Origin of the sequence: Burkholderia sp. 9779_493 (assembly GCF_015712215.1) — a bacterium.
Classification (GTDB): domain Bacteria; phylum Pseudomonadota; class Gammaproteobacteria; order Burkholderiales; family Burkholderiaceae; genus Burkholderia; species Burkholderia cenocepacia.
Genome location: NZ_JACCQA010000038.1, coordinates 40,301 through 59,444, shown reverse-complemented (window position 1 = coordinate 59,444; position 19,144 = coordinate 40,301). Strand labels below are relative to the sequence as shown.

Sequence of the window (19,144 nt, the reverse complement as noted above, 5' to 3'; positions counted from 1 at the left end):
GTCATTCCTCGATCGATGCGGGATTCGCGATGGTGTGCGCTATCGCGGCGCCCAGTTCCGCGGTGCTGGCCGTGCCGCCCATGTCGCGGGTGCGCGGGCCGGCGACGAGCACGGATTCGATCGCCGCGACGATTTCGGCGGCCGCGGCTTCGTAGCGCGATTCGCCGCGACCGAGGTGCTGGAGCAGCAACGCGGCCGACCAGATCTGCCCGATCGGATTGGCGATGCCGCGGCCGGCGATGTCGGGCGCCGAGCCGTGCACCGGCTCGAACAGCGACGGGAAGCGGCGCTCGGGGTTCAGGTTCGCGGACGGCGCGATGCCGATCGTGCCGGTACAGGCGGGGCCGAGGTCGGACAGGATGTCGCCGAACAGGTTGGAGGCGACGACGACGTCGAAGCGATCGGGATTCTGGACGAAGTGTGCGCACAGTATGTCGATGTGATATTTGCGCGTTTCGATGTCCGGGAACGACCGCGCGATTTCCGCGAGGCGCTCGTCCCAGAACGGCATGGTGATCGAGATGCCGTTGGATTTCGTCGCGGCCGTCAGCTGCTTGCGCGGGCGCGAGCGGGCGAGCTCGAACGCGAACCGGAGCACGCGGTCGACGCCGACACGCGAGAAAACCGACTGCTGCACGGCGATTTCGCGGTCGGTCCCGGTGAACATCCGGCCGCCCACCGACGAATACTCGCCTTCCGTGTTCTCGCGCACGACGATGAAATCGATGTCGCCGGGCCGGCGTCCGGCGAGCGGCGCGGGCACGCCCGGCATCAGGCGCACCGGACGCAGGTTCACGTATTGATCGAACTCGCGCCGGATCTTGATCAGCGATTCCCATACCGCGACGTGATCCGGCACGATGTCGGGCGCGCCGACCGCGCCGAAGAAGATCGCGTCGTGCGCGCCGATCTGCCGCGCCCAGTCGGCCGGCATCATCGTGCCGTGGCGAACGTAGTGATCGGTACACCAGTCGCCGAACTCGTCGAACGCGAGCGGAATGTCGAAACGGTCGGCGGCAGCGCGCAACACGCGCATGCCTTCGGGCATCACTTCCTTGCCGATGCCGTCGCCGGCGATGACGGCGATGCGGTGCGGGTTCTTCATATGGCGGGAAGCCTCCATGACGAAGCTGGCGTCCCGCACGGGAGGGGCTGACACGGGGAGCGGCGTGAACCGCGCAGCGTCGAACGGCCGCGCGACCTGCGATACGCGACGCTGCACCGCTCACGTCGGATCGCGTCGCCGTGTCTCCTGCGTCTCTTCCGTTGCGGTAACCGGCGGACTGTTGAATCGGTCCGTCGAATCTACTTCGTCGCAGGCGCGGGCAGGAAGTGCGGATCCGCGAACGGGACCTTCGAAAATCTGCAACACGCCGGCGAGCGCGGGCGCGGGGCGGCGTATCAGTCGCCCGCCTGCCCGGCTTCGCCGGACACGAGCGAAGGCGGCGCGAAGGACGCGAGGAACTCGAACAGCTTGCGCGTCGGCAGCGGCACGGCGCCCGCGCGGATGCCGACCGACATGACGCGGTTGGCCCACGGATCGTTCAGGCGAATGAAACGCAGGCGCATCGGTTCGCGAAACAGCGCGACCGCGCGCTCGGGCAGGATGCCGATGCCTTGCCCCGCGGCGATCAACCGGCACATCGCCTCGAAGCTCTGCACCTGCACGCGGAAGCGGACCGACTTGCCGAGCAGCGCCGCTTCCCTGACGAGCGAGCGCGTCAGTTCCGAGCGGTCGTCGAGCGCGACCAGATCGTGGTCGAGCAACGCGCTGAAATCGATCGACTCGCCGGTCAGCGGGTAGTCGTCGGGCACGACCACGCTGGCCCGGTCCATGCAGTAGGGCGCGAGATGGATCCCTTCGGTCGCGGTGCGCGACGTGACGATCCCGACGTCCGCACGGCCTTCGCGCAGCGCCTGCAGGATGTCGGCGCTTCTCAGTTCGCTGATCTGCAGCTTGATGTCGCGATAGCGCTGCGAGAACGCGCGCAACTGATCGGGAAGATCCTGGCTGATCGCCGAGATGTTCGCGAAGACGCGGACGCGGCCGACCGCGCCTTTCGTATAGTCGGACAACTCGCTGTAGATCGCATCGGTGCGCAGCAGCAGGTCGGTCGCGTGACGCAACAGCGCTTCGCCGGCCGGCGTGAGTTCGACGCCCGCCACCGTGCGGTTCAGCAGCACCACGCGAAAGTGATGCTCGAGCAGCGCGATGCGGCGGCTCGCGGTGGAAAGCGACATGTGCGACTGCTGCGCGGCGCGCGACAGGCTGCCCAGCTCGGATGCACGGACGAACAGGGCGAGGGACGTGAGATCGAACAAGCGCGGACTCCGGTTGACACTGCGGCCAGTATGTCATCCATCGATGCGCTCCATGGTGCCGGGCGAAGTGGTGCTAACCCTGAGCGGCCGCGAATGGTGCGCCGCACACCGCGACGCCGCGATCATCCCGCGGCTGCCCGTGTCGCGCGGGCGATCGGCGCTAGAATCCGTTTTTCCGGTGGCTTGTGCATTGCACCGTACGATGGCCGGCGCGGGCATGCGTTCGAGATATTCGAAGTGCCGCTTGAAGGATTTCGCATATCGGGCGGCCGGGGCAGCCGGTAGATTCGAACGGTCCCCTGTCGCACACACTTATCTCGACAGCGACTGCACGCGGGGCCATCCATGAACTTTCGGAGACAAACGTGGAAATCGACGCGACCTGCGATCCGGGCGACCTCGCCGCCCCGGCATCGGCGCACGACCTCGCGCAGGAGGACCGGATCTTTCGTCGGCTGGCCGTGCAGATCCTGCCCATCCTGATGTTCGCGTACGTCACTTCGTACATCGACCGCGTGAACGTCAGCTTCGCCAAGCTGCAGATGAGCCAGCACCTGGGCTTTTCGGATGCGGTGTTCGGCTTCGGCGCCGGAATATTCTTTCTGGGCTACGTGATCTTCGAGGTGCCGAGCAACATGCTGCTGGTGCGGGTCGGGCCGCGGCGCTGGATCACGCGGATCGTCGTGTCGTGGGGCATCGTGTCGGGATTGACCGCGTTCGTGTCCACGCCGATGCAGTTCTACGTGATGCGCTTCCTGCTCGGCGTCGCCGAGGCCGGCTTCATCCCGGCCATCGTGCTGTACATGGCGCGTTCGTTCCCGGGGCGGCGGCGCGCGCGGATCCTGTCGATGTTCTATGCGGCGCTGGCGCTGGCCGGCCTGATCGGATCGCCGTTGACCGGCTTCATCCTGCAGTATTTCGACGGGGCGATGCAGATACCGGGCTGGAAATGGATCTTCATTCTCGAGGCGCTGCCGGCATTCCTGGCCGCGCTGTACGTATGGAAAGGCCTCGACGACGACGTCACGCGCAGCGCGCGCTTCTCGCACGCGGAGCGCGCCGTCCTCGCACGCGTACTGGCGGAAGACCGCGCGACGACCGAGTCCGTCGCGCACCGCGGCGTGTTCTCGAGCTGGCTCGTGTGGGCGTTCTGCGTGATCTACTTTCTCGACGTCTTCGCGATTTACGGCTATACGTTCTGGGCGCCGACGATGATCAAGCAGATGGGCATCGGCAGCGATTTCGTGATCGGCCTGCTCGCCGCGCTGCCGAACGCGGTGGCCGTGGTCGTGATGGTCCTGTTCGGGCGCAGCGCGGACCGGCGCGGCGGACGGCGGCTGCACGTCGCCGCGCTTCTGCTGATGGGCGCGACGGGGCTCGGGCTGTCGGTCGTCTGGCACGATCAGCTGTGGCTCGGGATGTTCGCGCTTTGCATTGCGAACGCGGGGCTCATCTCGTTTCCGCCGCTGTTCTGGAGCATGCCGACCGCGGCGCTCGGCGCCGCATCGGTATCGATGGGCATCGCGGTGATCAGCTCGTTCGGCAACCTCGGCGGTTTCTTCGGCCCCTATGCGGTCGGCTACCTGAAGCAGCTGTCCGGCAATCTCGCCGTGCCGCTGTTCCTGATGGTCGGGTGCCTGTTGCTGGGCCTCGTCCTCACGATGCTGCTGCCGGCGCGGCTGGTCGAGCGGTAACGACAATCCGGTTCGCCGCGGCGCAGCGCCGCGGCGCCTTTTTTGACGGGAATGACATGAAACAGCAGATTGGCCTGATCGGCGTGGGTTTGATGGGGCATGGTATTGCGCGCAACGTGCTGAAGCACGGTTATCCGCTCACGGTCGTCGAGCATCCGGGCAACCAGCCGCTCGACGAACTGCTGCAGGGCGGCGTCCGGACCGTGCGGACCGCGCGCGAACTGGCCGCGCAAGCGGACGTCGTCATCCTCTGCGTGACGGGTTCCCCCGAAGTGGAAGCGGTGCTCACCGGCGAGGACGGCGTGTTGGCCAGCCTGAAGGACAACGCGATCGTCGTCGATTGTTCGACCGCGGTTCCCGAGTCGACCGTCCGGATGGCGCGGCTCGTCGAAGCGGCAGGCGGGCGCTTCGTCGATGCGCCGATGACGCGCGGCGCCAGGGAGGCTCACGAGGGCCGGCTGAACCTGCTGGTCGGCGCGACGCCCGGGTTGTTCGCGGAGATCCGGCCGGTGCTCGCGTGCTTCGCCGAAAACATCACGTGCGTCGGCGATGTCGGGGCCGGCCACAGCATGAAGCTTTTGCACAACTATGTTTCGCTCGGGACCATCGCGCTGCTGTCGGAAGCCGTCGCGTGCGCGAAGCGCGCGGGCGTGGACGTCGCGGTGCTCGCCGACGTGCTCGCCAACGGCGGTGGCGGCGGCGCCGCGCTGAACCGGCTGCGTCCGTTCCTGGAGTCCGGCGACACGTCCGCGCTGCCGTTCCATATGGCGAATGCGCTGAAGGATCTGTCGTACTACTCGGCGATGGCCGAAGGCGTCGATGCAGCCCATGCGATCGCGGCGGCCGTCACGGATACGTACCGCGATGCCGTTGCCGGGGCCGGCGCGCATTGTCCGGTGCTGAAACTGACCGATGTGCTGATGGCGGGGCCCACGCGCGACGACGGCGCGTCGCTTTGAGGAGGCGGGCGGTCGTGCGTGCGGGGCAGGATCGCCGGAAAAAATCCGGGAACCCGTTTGTAGCGGGTGCGACGACCGATGACAAAAAGAACGAAATCGATTGCTGCCGTGGTAGCCGTACTGATCTGCGTCGGCCTGTTCCTCATGACCAAGGTGCACCTCGGGTACTACTCGCATGACAAGGCCATTGCAGACGATGCCGAAAAGATCGCGATTCAGCGCTTCAACAGCAAGCAGTTCGATGCGATCTACGACAGCTTCGCCGAGAAAGTGAAGCAGGCTATTCCGAGGAAACGGGCCCTGGAAGCCATGCACGCCACCTTTGATCGTTTCGGGACATAGCCCGGTCGATCCGGAAATCGTCCGTGCGCACGCATGCTCCGGCCGCGCGTATGGTGCACCGCTTAGTCGGGTCTCGTAGCGTATGCACATACGTACGACGTCAACGTATGCGTCTCGGATATCGTGGTACGTGCAGCAGGAGCGGGAAGCCTAGTCCGGCGCGACCGACCGGGCGAACTCGACGAATTGCTCGACGCAGGTCGACGAAAACGGTTCGGACCACGTGACGACCAGCTCGAGCACGTGCGGCCTCGCCAGCGGCACGTAAGCGACGCCCGGGCGGTGCAACGTCGACGTGAAGCCGGGCACGATGGCGACGCCGCGTTCCGCCGCCACCAGCGACACCAGTGTCGTGATCTGCGACGCGGTCGGTCCTATCCGCGGCGTCACGCCTTCATGCGCGCACAGATCCTCGAGCGCGGCGTTCAGCGCGGAACCGTACCCGGAAGGGAACGTGACGAAGTTCTCCATCGCGAGTTCGCGGAACGCGATCGTCGCGTTGCCTGCGTATCGGCTCCGGGCCGGCACCGCGGCGACGAGCGGTGCCCGCGACACGACGAGGGAGCGGATGCGCTCGCCGGACGTCGTCGCCGTTGACCAGCCGAAGCCGATGTCCAGCGTGCCGTCGGCGATCTGCTGGCGCTGACTGGCGGTCGATACCTCCCGAAACGCCAACTCGACTTCCGGCATGCTGCGGCTCACGTTGCGGATGATGTCCGAAAACGCGTCGGACATCGGGATGGAGCTTGCATAGCCGATCACGACACGGCCGACCATACCCTGCGCCATCTTGCGCGCGGTCGCCTCCGCCTCGTCGACCGCATGAACGACGGTTCTCGCCTGTTCGAGAAACAGCGCGCCGGCCGGCGTGAGCTGCACCGCGCGCGTGGACCGCTCGAACAGCCGGATGCCGAGGTCGGCTTCCAGCGCGGCGATATGGCGCGTCAAAGGCGGCTGGGCGATACGCAAACGCAACGCCGCGCGTCCGAAGTGCAATTCGTCGGCGACGGTCACGAAATAGCGGAGGCGGCGTAGGTCGAGCATTTTTGTCGTTTCGGTATCAATGGCCACGAAAACAGTATTGGCACGCGTACCGCCCGCTCGTCAGACTATCACCCACATCAGAGAGGGCATCACCCGTGGGCAACAGAACCATCCGATTCGCATTTTTCCTGTGCGGGTTCGCGGCATTTATCAATCTTTATTCGACGCAGGGCATCCTGCACGAACTCGCCGCGGCCTTCAACGTGAGCGCCGAACAGGCCGGCCAGGGCATCAGCGCCACTACCTTGGCGGTTGCCATTATCGCTCCGTTCGTCGGTACGCTGGCCGCCCGCTTCGATCGCCGGACGGTCATTTCGTGCGCCGCCGTGGCGTGTGCGCTTCCCGTTCTGTGGTCGGGGCACACGGCGCACTTTTCATCGTTTCTCGCCGCCCGCTTTGCCGCAGGCATGCTGATGCCGTTCATCTTCGCGATCTCGATCGCCTGTATCGGCGAGATCTTCAGCCACGACGCGGCGACGGAGGTCAGCGCACTGTTCGTCGCCGGTACGACGCTCGGCGGATTCGCCGGGCGCTTCGTGACCAATATCCTGACGTCCGCGTTCGGCTGGCGTCACGCGCTCGATTTCATCGCGTTCCTGTGTCTCGCGACGGGCCTCGCGATCCACGCGTGCTTGCCGAGGTCCGACGTCGCGCGTCCGGATGGCGATGGCGTGGCGACGCCGCGCCGGAAGCTCTTGACACGCGGCCCGCTGCTGGCGTCGTTTCTGGTCGGCGCATGCGTGCTCGCATCGCAGGTCGCGACGTTCACGTTTGTCGGACTGCGGCTGGCCGGTGCGCCATTTGGCTTCGATACGGTCGAGATCGGCGCGATCTATGCGGTATTTCTCGTCGCGGTGGTCGTCACACCGCTCGCGGGCCGCGTCGCGGCGCAACGCGGCCCGCGCGATCTCGCGCTTGCGGCGACCGGGCTCGCGATCGTCGGTGCATTGCTCACGCTGTCGAGCAGCGTCAGTGCGATCCTGACCGGTCTCGCGCTCAGTTCAACCGCGGTGTTCGTCGAGCAGGCGTCGGCCAATGCGTTCATCTCGCGGGTGGCACGCGGGGCACGATCGACGGCGATCGGCATCTACCTTTCCTTCTATTACCTTGGCGGAAGTCTCGGCTCGGTCCTGCCTGTTCCCGCATGGAATCGCTGGGGCTGGGCGGGCTGCGTCGCGTTCGTCGTCGGCGCACAGGCGATCGCGGGCGCGCTCGTGTTTTTCTTCTGGGGCGGGACGCCGCCTGCCGGCGCAAGCAAATCTCGCTCGCCTGAAGTCAGGCCGACTCGGTAGTCGATTTCAACTCGCCGCGCGCACCCGCCGCTCCCGCGCTGTCCGCCGGATCATACCCGGCCGGCAACGCCACCCGCACATAAAGAAACGCACGCCGCTCCCGATCGGGCAGCACTTGCGGTCCGTAGCTGATCCTGACCGCTCCGTCGTCGATCTCCCCGGCCTGCGCGAAGCGCCACGCGCCGGGATCGCTGTCGAGCAGGAATTCGGCGCGCGCATACGCGTGCGGCTCGAACAGCGCGGGAATCGTCACCGTCCTGCCGTCGAGCTTGTCGAGCAACGCTTCGACCACGTTGAAGCCGTACCCGTCGCGCACGATGTCGCAGATGAAGCTGCCCGCGATACGCGGGTTCAGTTCGATCACGTGCGGCACGCGATCATGCACGATGCAGTCGAGATGCACGGGCCCCCACGTGAGCCCGGCGGCGGCCGTCGCACGCGTGCCGACGTCGATCAGCGCGCGCAGCGTGTCGGCGTCGAGATCGAGTTCGGACGTATAGCCGCGTTCGAGAAAGCCGGCGCCATGCCGCTTCAGCTTGCGCAGCGCGCCGACATAGCGGCCGTCGAAATACTCGACGCAGTATTCGCTGCCGTCCAGGAACTCCTCGATGACGACGCGTTCGGTCGCAAGCGACGGGGCATCGGCCCGCACGGCAGCGAGTGCGTCGAGCTGCGCGCGCACGGCGGCGATGTCCTCGCAGCGGCGCACGCCGTCGCTCGCGGAGCCTTCCGCTGGCTTGACGACGACCGGAAAGCGCAACGGCGCGGCCGCGGCCGCGAGCGCCGCCGGCGCGGCCAGCGTGCCCGCGACGAACTGCGCGGCCGGGATGCCGTGCGCGGCGAGCAGCGCCTTCTGGTTGGACTTCGACACCGCGTGCGCGACGTGCCGTGCATCGGGGCCGGGCAGCCCGAGCGCATCGGCGACCCACGCGGCGGTGCGCGCATAGGTGTCGTGCGCGGTCGTCACGCGCAGCGTGTCGAGTTCGTCCGGATAGCGCGCGCGCAGCCAGCCGGCGAGCTGGCCGGCGTCGGGCGCGAGGTTGACCGTCTCGACGCCGTCCGGAAACACGCCGTCGAGACGATGGCCGGGCGCGGTGACGACGGTCACGGCCACCTGGCGTGCGAGGGCGCCGCGCACCAGCGCGATGCTGCTGCCGGTGGCGCGTGCACCGATCACGATGAGTCGCTTCATGAGGAATCCTTGATCGAGGGCGAAAGAGGAAAGCCGGCTAGCGTGCGCGCCTGCGCAGGCGCTGGGCTTCGAGGCGCGGCAGCAGATGCTGGACGACGCGCGGCAGCGTATAGATCGGCAACTGCGCGCACGCGAACACGAGCGCCATGGTCGGCGTGGCGGCCAGCCCGAGCGCGGCCCACATCAGCCCGACGTTGCGGTTGGCGACGATCAGCGCGACGTTCAGGCGCGTGCGGACGTCGCCGGGCGTGAGCCCGTACGCGACGATCTGGAAACCCGCGTTGACGGCGAACGCAACGGCGATCGCGGCCAGTGCGCGGTGCGGTGCGTCGATGATCGACTGCTGCATGCCGGCCATCGTGCCGAGCGCGAATATCAGCAGCGCGACGACGACGATTGCGTCGATCGGCGTCGCATGGCGTGCGAGCCGCGCGCCGGCAAAGCGGCGCACGAGCAGCGCGACGCCCTCGGCGCTGCCGATCAGCAGCGCGAGCCGCAGCGCGAGGCTCGACGGCGAGATCGACACGGCCGCGTCGTGGCTGAACCACGCGGTCAGCAGCGGTGCGGTCAGCGGCACGAACACCATCGACGCGAGGGTCGCGACGAGCGCGACGCTTGCGTCGAGCGACAGCATCCGTGCGATCGTCGACGTACCGCTCGACGGCGGCGCGCAGTATGCGATCACCAGCGCGACAACCCAGTCGTACGGCAGGCCGGCGAGCCGCGCGGCGATGCCGAGCGCGACCGGACACGCGATCATCGTCACGGCGGGCAGCAGCAGCGACACGGCCGGCCGCCGCGCGACCGCGCGCACCGCGCTCGGCTCGACCCGCAGCAGCGTGCCGAGCACGAACAGGAACACGGTAACGGGCATCAACGGCCGCGCGAGCGCCGCGAGCGGCGGCACCAGCAGCCCGAGGCCGACGCCGCACGCGAGCACGGTCGGGCCACGCCGCACCAGCGCGGCGATCAGTGCGCGCACGGACGAACCTCGAGCCGGCGGCGAACGGGGGTGAAGCCGAAGCAGGCAGCGAATGGCATGCGGATTCCTTGAAAAGGGCCGGCCGGCAGGGAATACCCGCTAGGCTAATCCGGATGATTGGCGAAGTAAAATGATATAAACTGAATCGGTAACAAGAGAAACCGATATGAACATCCCTCTGCTCGAAACTTTCCGGGCCGTCGTGCAGGAAGGCAGCGCGCTGCGCGCGGCCGAACGGCTCGGCTGCACGCAATCGAACGTCACGGCGCGGCTGCGCCAGCTCGAAGAGTCGCTCGACGCGCCGCTGTTCGACCGGCACGGCAAGCGGCTGGTGCTGAACGACGCCGGGCGCCGGCTGATGCCGTATTGCGACCGCATCCTGCGCCTCGTCGACGAAGCGACGCAGGTGGTGCGCGAAACGCCGGTCGCCCGCAGCTTCCGGCTGGGATCGATGGAGAGCACCGCCGCCACGCGGCTGCCGGCGCTGGCCGCCGCGCTGAAGGAGCGCGACCCGGCGCTCGGCCTCGCGGTGCAGATCGGCAGCGAGCCGGATCTGGCCGAGGCGCTGTTGCGCGGCCGGATCGACGCGGCGTTGACCGCTCGCGCGGTTGTCCGGCCCGGGCTGCGTTACGAGCCCGCATTCGCGGAAGACATGGTGCTGGTGAGCGCGGCGACCGTCACGCGCCGGCAGTTACTGGCCGACAACACGGTGCGCTTGCTCGCGTTTCACGACGGCTGTCCGTATCGCGCGGTCGCGGAACACTGGCTGAAGGCGCGCGGCGTCGCGATCGAGTCGGTGTCGTCGTTCGGCACGTTCGGCGCGATTCTCGGCTGCGTGGCGGCCGGGATGGGCGTCGCGATCCTGCCGAAACGGATCACGACCGAGCACGTGGCGCGCAAGGAACTGCGCACGCACGCGTTCGACGATCTCGACAGCGTGACGACCTATCTCGTCACGCCCGACGAAGCGCCCGCGCTGCCCGAACTCGACGCGTTGCGCGCGGTGCTCGGCCGGCAGGCGGGTGCGCTGCTCGCGCGCTGACGCGAGACGATCCGGCCCTAGGCCGGCGCGACCGCGCGTTCGTCCGCGAAGAAGTCGGCCTCGATTTCGCGAATCCGCCGGCAATCCTCGAGCAGCCGCTCGAAGGTCGGGCTGTACAGGCCGACCGTGCCGAGGGCGGTCTGCAGGTCGGTGGTCACGCGCAGCGTGTCGCCGACCTTGATCCACTGCTTGAGCCCGACGAACGACGGCAGCGCCTGGATCGCCTGCCACGTGAAATCCTGCCGCAGCACCCCGTTGCGCGACGACAGCAGCAGCACGTGCCCGCAGTAGCCGCGAAAATCCGTCGGCGCGGTGATCTCGCCGAACAGCCGTTCCGGATGCAGCACCGCTTCGACGGCGGCCGACACGTGATTCTCGCCGCTGACCGCGCTCGTCAGCCGTGGATCGAGACTGCCGTGCAGCCGCGCGTTCAGCTCGACGATCGTCGGACCGTCGGCCGTATCGAACAGCTCCAGATGGGTCGGCCCGAAGCGCACGTCCAGCGCGTCGAGCACGTCGGCCGCGTAGTCGAGCAGCGGTGCGTAGCGCGGGTCGGCATGGTTCAGCACCAGCATCTTGTCGAGCCGCGGCGCGTGCGTGCGGTCGCGATGCACCTCCCACAGGCTGACCACGCGATGGCGGCCCTCGAACGACACCGAGTCGACGATGTATTCCTGCCCTTCGGAATAGCTCTGGATCACGATGTCGTCGTTCGGCTGGTTGTACAGCGAACGGGTCGCCAGCACGTCGCGCGCGGCGGCCTCGACCTGCGCGAGCGTCCGGCAGATCTTCACGCCGGTCACGCCCGCGCTGCGCGCCGGCTTCACGACGAGCGGCAGCGTGCCCTGCGCGCGCGCCCAAGCGAGCGCTTCGTCGACCGACGTGCTGTGGAAGTGCGCCGGCGCACGCAACCCGGCCGCGCGAATGCGCTCGTTCATCGCGAACTTGTCGCGTCGTGCGGCGGAGGTCGCGAGCGGGTTGCGATAGGGCACGTCGAGCCGCTCGGCGAGCGTGTCGGCCAGCTCGAGCGCCGCGTCGAGGCCGTGCAGCACCGCGCCGATCCGCAGGTCGGCCAGTTGCGCGAGCGTCGCGTCGATGTCGCCGCGATGCTGGACCTGGCGGACGTAGTCGGACGGCACGAACTGGTTCCGGTAGATTGCGGGCAGATCGGGGTCGCTGATCACATGCGCGCAACGGATGCCGTATGCGCGAAACGCGGGGGCCAGATAGGCGGCGGTCGACGCGCCGTCGACGATCAGGACGGTATCGATGAAGCGATGCTGCATGGATTCCTCGCTCGGATGGGGCGGTTGAAGGACGTCGTGCGGCAGCGCGCTCAGGCCCGCGTGCCGGTAACGGGAGTGTCGCGGGGCCAGCGCACGGCCAGCACGACACAGATCGCGACGAGCGCGGCCGCGACGGCGAACGCATGCGCGGCGCCGGCCACGATGGCCGCGCCCTGGCCGGCGACCAGCGCGCCGAGTGCCGCGACGCCGATCGCGGCGCCGACCTGGCGCGCGGTATTGAGAATCGCGGACGCGGTGCCCGAGCGGCCGGCCTCGACGCTGCCGAGCAGCGTCGACGTCAGCGCGGGAATCGCGATGCCGCCGCCGACCGCCATCGCCGCGAGCCCGGGCGCCAGCAGCGCATACGGCGTGTGCGCGGCGAGCGTTTGCCACAGCCACACGTAGCCGGCGAGCGACACGGCGAGCCCGACGATCACGGTCGCGCGAAACCCGTAGCGGACCGCGAGCCGTGCGCTCGCGATATTGGCGAGCATGATGACCGTGAGCGGCGCGAGCGCGAGCCCCGATTCGGTCGCCGTGAAGCCGCGCGCGTTCTGGAAATAGAGGCTGAGCGAGAAGATCAGCCCGTAGAACGCCGCATTCGTGATCGCGCCGATCGCGAGCACGCCCGGCACGCGGGCGATCCGGAAGAACGCGAGCTGCAGCATCGGCGCGGCCACGCGCCGTTCGATCGCGACGAACAGCGCACCGAGTGCGGCCGACGCGAGCAGCGCACCGGCCGCATACGGGTCGCTGATCCCGTGCGCACCGGCGCGGATGATCCCGCCCGTCAGCAACCCGAGCACGAGTACCGCAACGATCTGGCCGGCCGGATCGAACAGCCGGGTGCGCGCGGCGGCCGAATCCCGCACGTGGCGCAGCGTGAGCCACAGCCCGAGCGCGCAGATCGGCAGGTTGATGAAGAAGATCGCGCGCCAGCCGAGCGAATCGATCAGCAGGCCACCGAGCGTCGGGCCGGCCGCGCTGATCGCGCCGCCCGTCGCGCTCCACCACGCGACGGCTTTCACGCGCGCGGCGGCGTCGTTGGCGCACGCATGCGTGATGAGCGCGAGCGACGTGGGCAGGATCATCGCGGCGCCGACGCCTTGCGCGACCCGCGCGGCGACCAGCGCCGCCAGCGACGGCGCGAGCGCGCAGCCGAGCGACGCGAGCAGGAACAGCGCAAGACCGTACGCGAACAGCCGGCGGCTGCCGAAGCGGTCGGCCAGCGTGCCCGACGTCAGCAGCAGCGCGGCGAACGACAGCGTGTACGCATCGACGATCCACTGCAGCCCATGAACGCTCGATCCGAACGCCTGACCGAGGCTCGGAATCGCGACGTTGACGACGGTCACGTCGAGCTGGACGATCGCGAAGCCCAGGCTCGCGGCCGCGACGGTCGGGAAGATGGCGCGCAGCGACGTATGCGGCACAGCCGCGGCGGCGGCAGGTGGATGGTCGACGCGGTCGAGCGCCGGGGCGCGATCGTTCATCGCGGCTCCCGGTGCGGGCGGGACGTGTGCGACGTCGGGTGCGGCAGGCGGTATCGATTCATCTGGCGGGTTCCCGTAGGGCGGATAGAGGAAGCCGGCTGCCCGTCGGGCGCCGGCCGCATCGTCGAATCCGACAGAAAACTAGCATCGACCCGTTGGCGAATACAAATAATAAGCAGCGATTTTTTAACAAGTATTCGTGTTAAGGGCAGGTGCAAACGACGTGAACCGGTTCCGCCCGGATTGCTGAACTTATATCGATAATTTTCGTTTGCAATCGAATTAATATCATTTCGCAATGCAATGACGGTCTCCTAGTCTTGTCGAGCGCTTCGCCCCGAGGACGGTGGAGCGCGGCGGTGATGCCACGCCGCTCTTCGAACCAGATCTTTATACGAGAGACCTATGACCTATCTCGCAGATGAACGCATCGCTTTGACGGCAGTGGAATCCGCTCATATCCGCACGACGCTCGGCGCGCTCGACTACGACCCGGCCGGCGGCGCCGGTTATATCAGCGCGGTCCGCAAGCTTGCCTACAACGCGTTTCCTGACCGGGTCGTCGACGCATTCGATCGGGCGAAGGCGCCGACCGCCGACGCGCACGGCTCGATCGAGATCGACAACCTGCCGATCGACGACGGCGTGACGGGCAGCCCGCGGTTCGAGGAAACCGGCCGCTCGTTCAAGGCCGGCGTGTTGAGCGAGAACGTGCTGGTCGCGTTGAGCACGCTGGCCGGCGAGCCGTACTCGATCGCGCACGAAGGCCGCGAGCTGGTGAACAACCTGACGCCGCACAAGGCGACCGCGCGCGACTACACGGGCCTCGGTTCCGAGGTCGAGCTCGACTTCCATATCGAGAACGCCGCGCAGGCGCACATGCCGGAAGGCGACACGTCGCCGTTCGCGCTGCTGCTGCTCGGCGTGCGCAGCGAGGCGGGCGGCGGCCCGTACACGCGGCTCGCCGATGCGCGTCGCGCGCTGCAACTGCTGTCGCCGGACGACATTGCGCAACTCTACGGCGAGCACTACATCATCCGCGTGCCGTACCGGTGGCGCGGCGCGGCGCCGACGCCGCGCGACAACACCGACCTGAGCGCGGTGCTGTCGGGGCCGCTCGATGCGCCGCGCGTGACGGTCGCGTTCTATCCGGACATGGTGCTGGCGGTCAACCCGCGCGCGCAGGAAGCGCTGGCCAACCTGTATCGCGCGGTGCGCGAGGTGTCGTTCGGCGTGCAGGTGTCGCCGGGCAAGCTGGTGCTGATCAACAACCACTTCACGCTGCATTCGCGCGACCGCTTCGACCCGCAGTACGACGAGAACGATCGCGCGTTCCGCTGGGTGCAGCGTGTGTTCGTCGCGCGCAGCCTGTGGAATTTCCGTGCGTTCACGCCGCTGCAGGCGCGCGTGTTCGACCCGAGGGCGCTGTATGCGGGCGAGTCGGCGCAGGCGAGGCAGCCGGCGCCCGTCGTGCAACCGGCACCGCGGCGTGCGGCCGCGGTCGAACTCGAAGCGACGCCTGCATAAAGGAGCCGGGCCGGGCGGCAAGGTACGCGGAACGTCACCGAACCGCCGCCCGCGCGTGCGCCACGCATCATCGAATAAAAAGGGATTCCACCAGACATGAGAAGCCGCGCTTTTCCCGTGACACACGTTGCCCGCTTGCTGGCTGCCGCGCTGATCGCCGGCAGCGCCTTCGCCGCGCAGGCCGCGTCGTTCGACCTGAGCCCCGAGCAGCCGGCCCGGCAGCGCGGCGCCGTGAACCCGGCGGTCGAGCAGGCGTTGCCGGCCGGTTTCCGGTTTGCCGAAGCGAATACGCTGACGATCGGCATCGCGCCGAACCTGCCGCCGCTCAGTACCTATGCGACCGACGCGCGCACGGTGGTCGGCTTCGATCCCGATCTCGCGCAACTGATCGCGGACAGCCTCGGCCGCAAGCTGAAGATCGTGCCGCTCGCGTGGGCCGACTGGCCGCTCGCGCTGCAGTCCGGCAAGGTCGACGCGGTGATCTCGAACGTGACGGTCACCGAGCAGCGCAAGGAGAAGTTCGACTTCTCGACCTACCGCAAGGACCAGCTCGGCTTCTACGTGAAAACCGGCAGCAGGCTGGCCGCGATCCGCGAGCCGAAGGATGTCGCCGGGCTGCGCGTCGTGACCGATTCGGGCACGAACCAGGAAAAGATCCTGCTCGAATGGAACCGGCAGAACGTCGCGCGCGGCCTCGCGCCGGTCGAGATCCAGTATTACGCGGATGCGGCCGAGCGGTGGGTCGCGCTGCAGTCGGGCCGGGTCGACACGATCTTCAGCGTGAACTCGATGCTCGCGTACCAGGCGTCGCTGCGCGGCGATGCGAAGCTGATCGGCACCGTCAGCGGCGGCTGGCCGCGCACCGCGGACATCGCGATCACGACCCGCAAGGGCAGCGGCCTGGCCGAGCCGCTGACGCTCGCGATCAATGCGCTGATCGCGAACGGCAGCTACCGGAAAGCGCTCGATCACTGGCGGCTGGATGCCGAGGCGATCGACCGGTCGCAGACCAATCCGCCGGGGTTGCCGCGCACCTGAACACGGCACGCGGCGGCGCTTGCGTGATCGGCCGCCGTTCGGCTGCACCGTGAAACGGCGGTTGCGATCCGGCTACGGTTCGACGCCGGCCTGTTTCGTGTCCGGCCGGCTGCCCGCGATCTCGATCGCCGTTTCCCAGCGGAAGTAGCCCGATACGGCGCCGTCGCGATCGAGCACGGCGAAATCGGCCGTGCACGTGGTGATGCCCGGGGCCAGCACCTCGCTGCGCCAGAAATGGTCTTTCATCGGCCGGCACGACGGATGCAGCAGGTCGTCGCCGTCCGGCACCGGGGTGGCGGCGTCGCGGATTTCCGCTTCGATCGGCGCGACGATGCCGGCGTCCTTCAGCGCGAACCGGATGAACAGCACGGTCACTTCCGCACGCAGCGCCAGCGCGGTTTCGCGCAAATGCAGCTGGTCGCCGGGCGACAGGCCGGCAAAGAGCCGGTTGTCGTTGTGGCCGACCTGCCCGGCGTCGCCGGGGCGCAACACGTAGATGTGCCGGCCGTCGATCACGGTCGGCGCGTCGGCGTCCCGGCTCGCATCGGGGTAGGCCGACAGCAGCGTGACGGCGTCGACGATCGCGAGACCATCGCAACGAACACCAGACATGAGCACGTCCTCCGCAACAAGGGAGCGGCACGGGCGGCCGTCGTGCGGCCGCCCGCGTGCCGCGATCAGTTATGGATCGAGATGAACGGATCCCACGAGAAGCAGCCCTGGCTCTGGCAGTTGCGATCGATGATCTGGAACTGGAAGTGGTAGGTCACGCGGCCGACCTTCAGGCATTCCGACGACCAGTAGTAGTTCGCGACCTTCTGGCACGTCGGCACTTCGGGCTTGCTGGTGTTCGGCACCGGGATCGACGCTTCCGCGACGCGCGGCGTCGGCGTCGAGATCAGGTCGTTGCCGACGTTGCCGATGAACTTGTAGAACACCACCTGGTTTTCGAAGCCCAGCGACAGGCTCGTTTCGCGCCAGCGGATCAGGTCGCCGACCTGCGCCTTCAGGTCGAGCTCGCCGCCCGCCTGCCCGGAAATGACGTTGTCCTGGTTGGTCACCATATAGACATAGCGCCAGTCGATCAGTGTCGGCGCCGCCGGATTCTTGCTGGGATTCGGATATTTTTTGAGAATGGTTTCGGTATCGAACGAAACGAGCACATCGGTAACGCGTGACATAGAAGCTCCCGTTTGAAGTAATGGGAATCATCGTTGCGCGAATTGCTTCGTGCAGCCGCCATCGCCTTGTGAGGCAAGGGTTTGCGCCGGTATCGGCACGTGCGGAGGCGACGGCTAATGCAGATTAGTCCGTTTGGTTAATCATGGAAGCTGTAAAAGTAAACAGGTCGGGAAAATGATTTTTAGAGTTAATTTTAAAATCGGAATCAATCGGGTCGATGCGTGACATAAATATCGCGACATTGAATCTGTTAATCGATCGACCGATTATCGGCGGGGGCGGGAAGGCGGCTGCTTACCGGTAGGTCCAGAGCCGGTGCAGCACGAACGTCGTCGGCGGGATCAGCAGTGCGATCGCGACGACGCCCATCGCGCGCGACGCACCCAGCGCCTCGGCGGCACGCGCGAGCAGCATCGTCTCGACGAAGCCGGCCAGCGTGACCGCGAGAAAGCGCAGCGCGTTGCGGGGGCGCACCGTCGACGAGAAGCTCCACAGCGTATTCGCGAGATACGAGAACGCGGTCGCGCAGAGGAACGCGATGGCATTCGCGGTCACCGGCGTCGCGTCGCGCAGTGCGAACAGCGCCGTCGCGACCAGCGTGTGGAGCGCGGTCGAGCCGAGCCCGGAGACGCCGAAGCGCACGAGCCGCGTGCGCTCGGCCTGCAGCAGCCCGATCATGGCGAGCGCGCGTTCAGCGCGCGCCGATGCGCGCCCGGACCGGCTGCACGCGCCGGCGGGCCGGCTGGCGGCGGGCGTCGCGCGCGACCGGCAGTTCGATCACCTTGCCGTGCGCCTGGTAGCGGCGGCGGATCAGGTAGACGGGCCGTTGCTTCGATTCGTCGTAGATCCGCCCGACGTATTCGCCGACCACGCCGATCCCGATCAGCTCGATGCCGCCGATGAACAGCGTGACCGAGATCAGCGACGCGTAGCCGAGCACCGGATTGCCGAACAGCAGCGTGCGCAGGATGATGAACGAACCGTACACGAACGCGAGCGCCGCGATGCCGACGCCGATGTAGGTCCAGCTGCGCAGCGGCACGGTGCTGAAGCTGGTGATGCCTTCCAGCGCGAAATTCCACAGCTTCCAGCCGGAGAATTTCGAGTGCCCGGCGCTGCGCGGATCGCGTTGGTACTCGACGATCACGGTCTTGTAGCCGACCCACGCGAACAGCCCCTTCATGAAGCGGTGCCGTTCGGGCAGGTTGCGCAGCGCGTTCACGACCTTGCGGTCCATCAGCCGGAAATCGCCGACGTTCTCCGGCAGCTTCACGTCCGACAGCAGGTTGTGCACGCGGTAGTAGATCGCGGCGGCGGTGCGCTTCGCGAACGAATCGCACGCGCGGTTGCTGCGCTTGGCCGCGACGACCTCCGCGCCGTCGCGCCAGTGGTCGATCATCACCGGAATCAGGCTCGGCGGGTCCTGCAGGTCCGCGTCGAGCGGGATCACCGCATCGCCCGCGGCTTCGTCGAGGCCGGCTGTCAGCGCGGCTTCCTTGCCGAAGTTGCGGGTCAGGTCGATGACGCGTACGCGCCGTTCGGCGGCGCCGATCCGGACCAGGCGTTCCAGCGTGTCGTCGCGGCTGCCGTCGTTTACGCAGACGATCTCGAAGCGGATCGCGTCGATCGCGCTCAGCAACGGAATCACGACGTCGAAGAAGCGTTCGACGGCTTCGCCTTCGTTGTAGAACGGCACGACCAGCGAAACGAGCGGCGTGTAGATGGGTTCCCGCATGATGATTCCCCTTG

18 protein-coding genes are annotated in these 19,144 nt (G+C 67.6%); 7 read left to right on the top strand and 11 right to left on the bottom strand.

Annotation, left to right across the window (positions count from 1 at the left end; all coding sequences use genetic code 11):
• Window position 1 precedes the first annotated feature (1 nt).
• Together H0X95_RS29500 and H0X95_RS29495 are read right to left on the bottom strand one after the other, a co-directional pair.
• Entirely contained in the window at window positions 2-1,105 is a 1,104-nt protein-coding gene (locus H0X95_RS29500; protein WP_006493819.1) for a tartrate dehydrogenase, read from the bottom strand.
• 296 nt (window positions 1,106-1,401) lie between these two features.
• Window positions 1,402-2,322: a LysR family transcriptional regulator gene (locus H0X95_RS29495; protein WP_006485547.1), complete on the bottom strand. Its 921-nt coding sequence runs from the start codon at window positions 2,320-2,322 to the stop codon at window positions 1,402-1,404.
• 365 nt (window positions 2,323-2,687) lie between these two features.
• Between H0X95_RS29495 and H0X95_RS29490 the strand changes: the two genes are divergently transcribed.
• The 3 genes from H0X95_RS29490 to H0X95_RS29480 all read left to right on the top strand — a co-directional run bounded on the left by H0X95_RS29490 (window position 2,688) and on the right by H0X95_RS29480 (window position 5,317).
• On the top strand, window positions 2,688-4,016 hold the full coding sequence (locus H0X95_RS29490; protein ID WP_196446309.1) for an MFS transporter: 1,329 nt from the start codon (window positions 2,688-2,690) through the stop codon (window positions 4,014-4,016).
• A gap of 56 nt (window positions 4,017-4,072) precedes the next feature.
• Window positions 4,073-4,975: an NAD(P)-dependent oxidoreductase gene (locus H0X95_RS29485; RefSeq protein ID WP_059723843.1), complete on the top strand. Its 903-nt coding sequence runs from the start codon at window positions 4,073-4,075 to the stop codon at window positions 4,973-4,975.
• A 108-nt stretch (window positions 4,976-5,083) separates the two neighbouring features.
• Window positions 5,084-5,317 carry a hypothetical protein gene (locus H0X95_RS29480; RefSeq protein ID WP_059723842.1) on the top strand — a complete coding sequence of 78 codons (234 nt, stop codon included), beginning with the start codon at window positions 5,084-5,086 and terminating at the stop codon, window positions 5,315-5,317.
• Window positions 5,318-5,467: 150 nt separating this feature from the next.
• Here H0X95_RS29480 and H0X95_RS29475 read toward each other — a convergent pair whose 3' ends face one another.
• Window positions 5,468-6,361, bottom strand: a complete 894-nt coding sequence (locus H0X95_RS29475) for a LysR substrate-binding domain-containing protein (RefSeq protein ID WP_059723840.1) — start codon at window positions 6,359-6,361, stop codon at window positions 5,468-5,470.
• Between the two features lie 95 nt (window positions 6,362-6,456).
• Here H0X95_RS29475 and H0X95_RS29470 point away from each other — a divergent pair, with 95 nt between their 5' ends.
• Window positions 6,457-7,653, top strand: a complete 1,197-nt coding sequence (locus H0X95_RS29470; RefSeq protein ID WP_059723838.1) for an MFS transporter — start codon at window positions 6,457-6,459, stop codon at window positions 7,651-7,653.
• Here H0X95_RS29470 and H0X95_RS29465 read toward each other — a convergent pair.
• Window positions 7,637-8,845: an ATP-grasp domain-containing protein gene (locus H0X95_RS29465; RefSeq protein ID WP_059723837.1), complete on the bottom strand. Its 1,209-nt coding sequence runs from the start codon at window positions 8,843-8,845 to the stop codon at window positions 7,637-7,639. The two genes, H0X95_RS29470 and H0X95_RS29465, sit on opposite strands and share 17 nt — an antisense overlap.
• A 37-nt stretch (window positions 8,846-8,882) precedes the next feature.
• A complete protein-coding gene (locus tag H0X95_RS29460; protein WP_059723835.1) occupies window positions 8,883-9,827 on the bottom strand; it encodes a hypothetical protein in 945 nt (314 codons plus the stop codon).
• A gap of 166 nt (window positions 9,828-9,993) precedes the next feature.
• Here H0X95_RS29460 and H0X95_RS29455 point away from each other — a divergent pair, with 166 nt between their 5' ends.
• Complete coding sequence (locus H0X95_RS29455) at window positions 9,994-10,869, top strand: LysR family transcriptional regulator (protein WP_006491158.1); 876 nt, start codon at window positions 9,994-9,996, stop codon at window positions 10,867-10,869.
• Between the two features lie 17 nt (window positions 10,870-10,886).
• On the opposite strand, the gene H0X95_RS29450 is transcribed toward H0X95_RS29455, so the two are convergent.
• The gene (locus H0X95_RS29450; RefSeq protein ID WP_048985972.1) at window positions 10,887-12,155 is read right to left on the bottom strand and encodes an ATP-grasp domain-containing protein; all 1,269 of its coding nucleotides are present in this window, start codon (window positions 12,153-12,155) and stop codon (window positions 10,887-10,889) included.
• A 50-nt stretch (window positions 12,156-12,205) separates the two neighbouring features.
• Window positions 12,206-13,648, bottom strand: a complete 1,443-nt coding sequence (locus H0X95_RS29445) for an MFS transporter (protein WP_059723833.1) — start codon at window positions 13,646-13,648, stop codon at window positions 12,206-12,208.
• A 405-nt stretch (window positions 13,649-14,053) separates the two neighbouring features.
• Here H0X95_RS29445 and H0X95_RS29440 point away from each other — a divergent pair, with 405 nt between their 5' ends.
• Both H0X95_RS29440 and H0X95_RS29435 read left to right on the top strand, forming a co-directional pair.
• The gene (locus H0X95_RS29440; RefSeq protein WP_059723832.1) at window positions 14,054-15,175 is read left to right on the top strand and encodes a TauD/TfdA family dioxygenase; all 1,122 of its coding nucleotides are present in this window, start codon (window positions 14,054-14,056) and stop codon (window positions 15,173-15,175) included.
• A 96-nt stretch (window positions 15,176-15,271) separates the two neighbouring features.
• Window positions 15,272-16,213 carry an ABC transporter substrate-binding protein gene (locus H0X95_RS29435; RefSeq protein ID WP_058903895.1) on the top strand — a complete coding sequence of 314 codons (942 nt, stop codon included), beginning with the start codon at window positions 15,272-15,274 and terminating at the stop codon, window positions 16,211-16,213.
• 72 nt (window positions 16,214-16,285) lie between these two features.
• On the opposite strand, the gene H0X95_RS29430 is transcribed toward H0X95_RS29435, so the two are convergent.
• The 4 genes from H0X95_RS29430 to H0X95_RS29415 all read right to left on the bottom strand — a co-directional run bounded on the left by H0X95_RS29430 (window position 16,286) and on the right by H0X95_RS29415 (window position 19,130).
• Window positions 16,286-16,825 carry an AidA/PixA family protein gene (locus H0X95_RS29430; RefSeq protein WP_058903896.1) on the bottom strand — a complete coding sequence of 180 codons (540 nt, stop codon included), beginning with the start codon at window positions 16,823-16,825 and terminating at the stop codon, window positions 16,286-16,288.
• A 65-nt stretch (window positions 16,826-16,890) separates the two neighbouring features.
• The gene (locus H0X95_RS29425) at window positions 16,891-17,394 is read right to left on the bottom strand and encodes an inclusion body family protein (RefSeq protein WP_006483191.1); all 504 of its coding nucleotides are present in this window, start codon (window positions 17,392-17,394) and stop codon (window positions 16,891-16,893) included.
• Between the two features lie 295 nt (window positions 17,395-17,689).
• Window positions 17,690-18,073, bottom strand: coding sequence for a GtrA family protein (locus H0X95_RS29420; RefSeq protein WP_006498083.1), 384 nt, complete (start codon window positions 18,071-18,073; stop codon window positions 17,690-17,692).
• Window positions 18,074-18,086: 13 nt separating this feature from the next.
• Window positions 18,087-19,130, bottom strand: a complete 1,044-nt coding sequence (locus tag H0X95_RS29415; protein WP_006498084.1) for a glycosyltransferase family 2 protein — start codon at window positions 19,128-19,130, stop codon at window positions 18,087-18,089.
• Window positions 19,131-19,144: the final 14 nt, after the last annotated feature.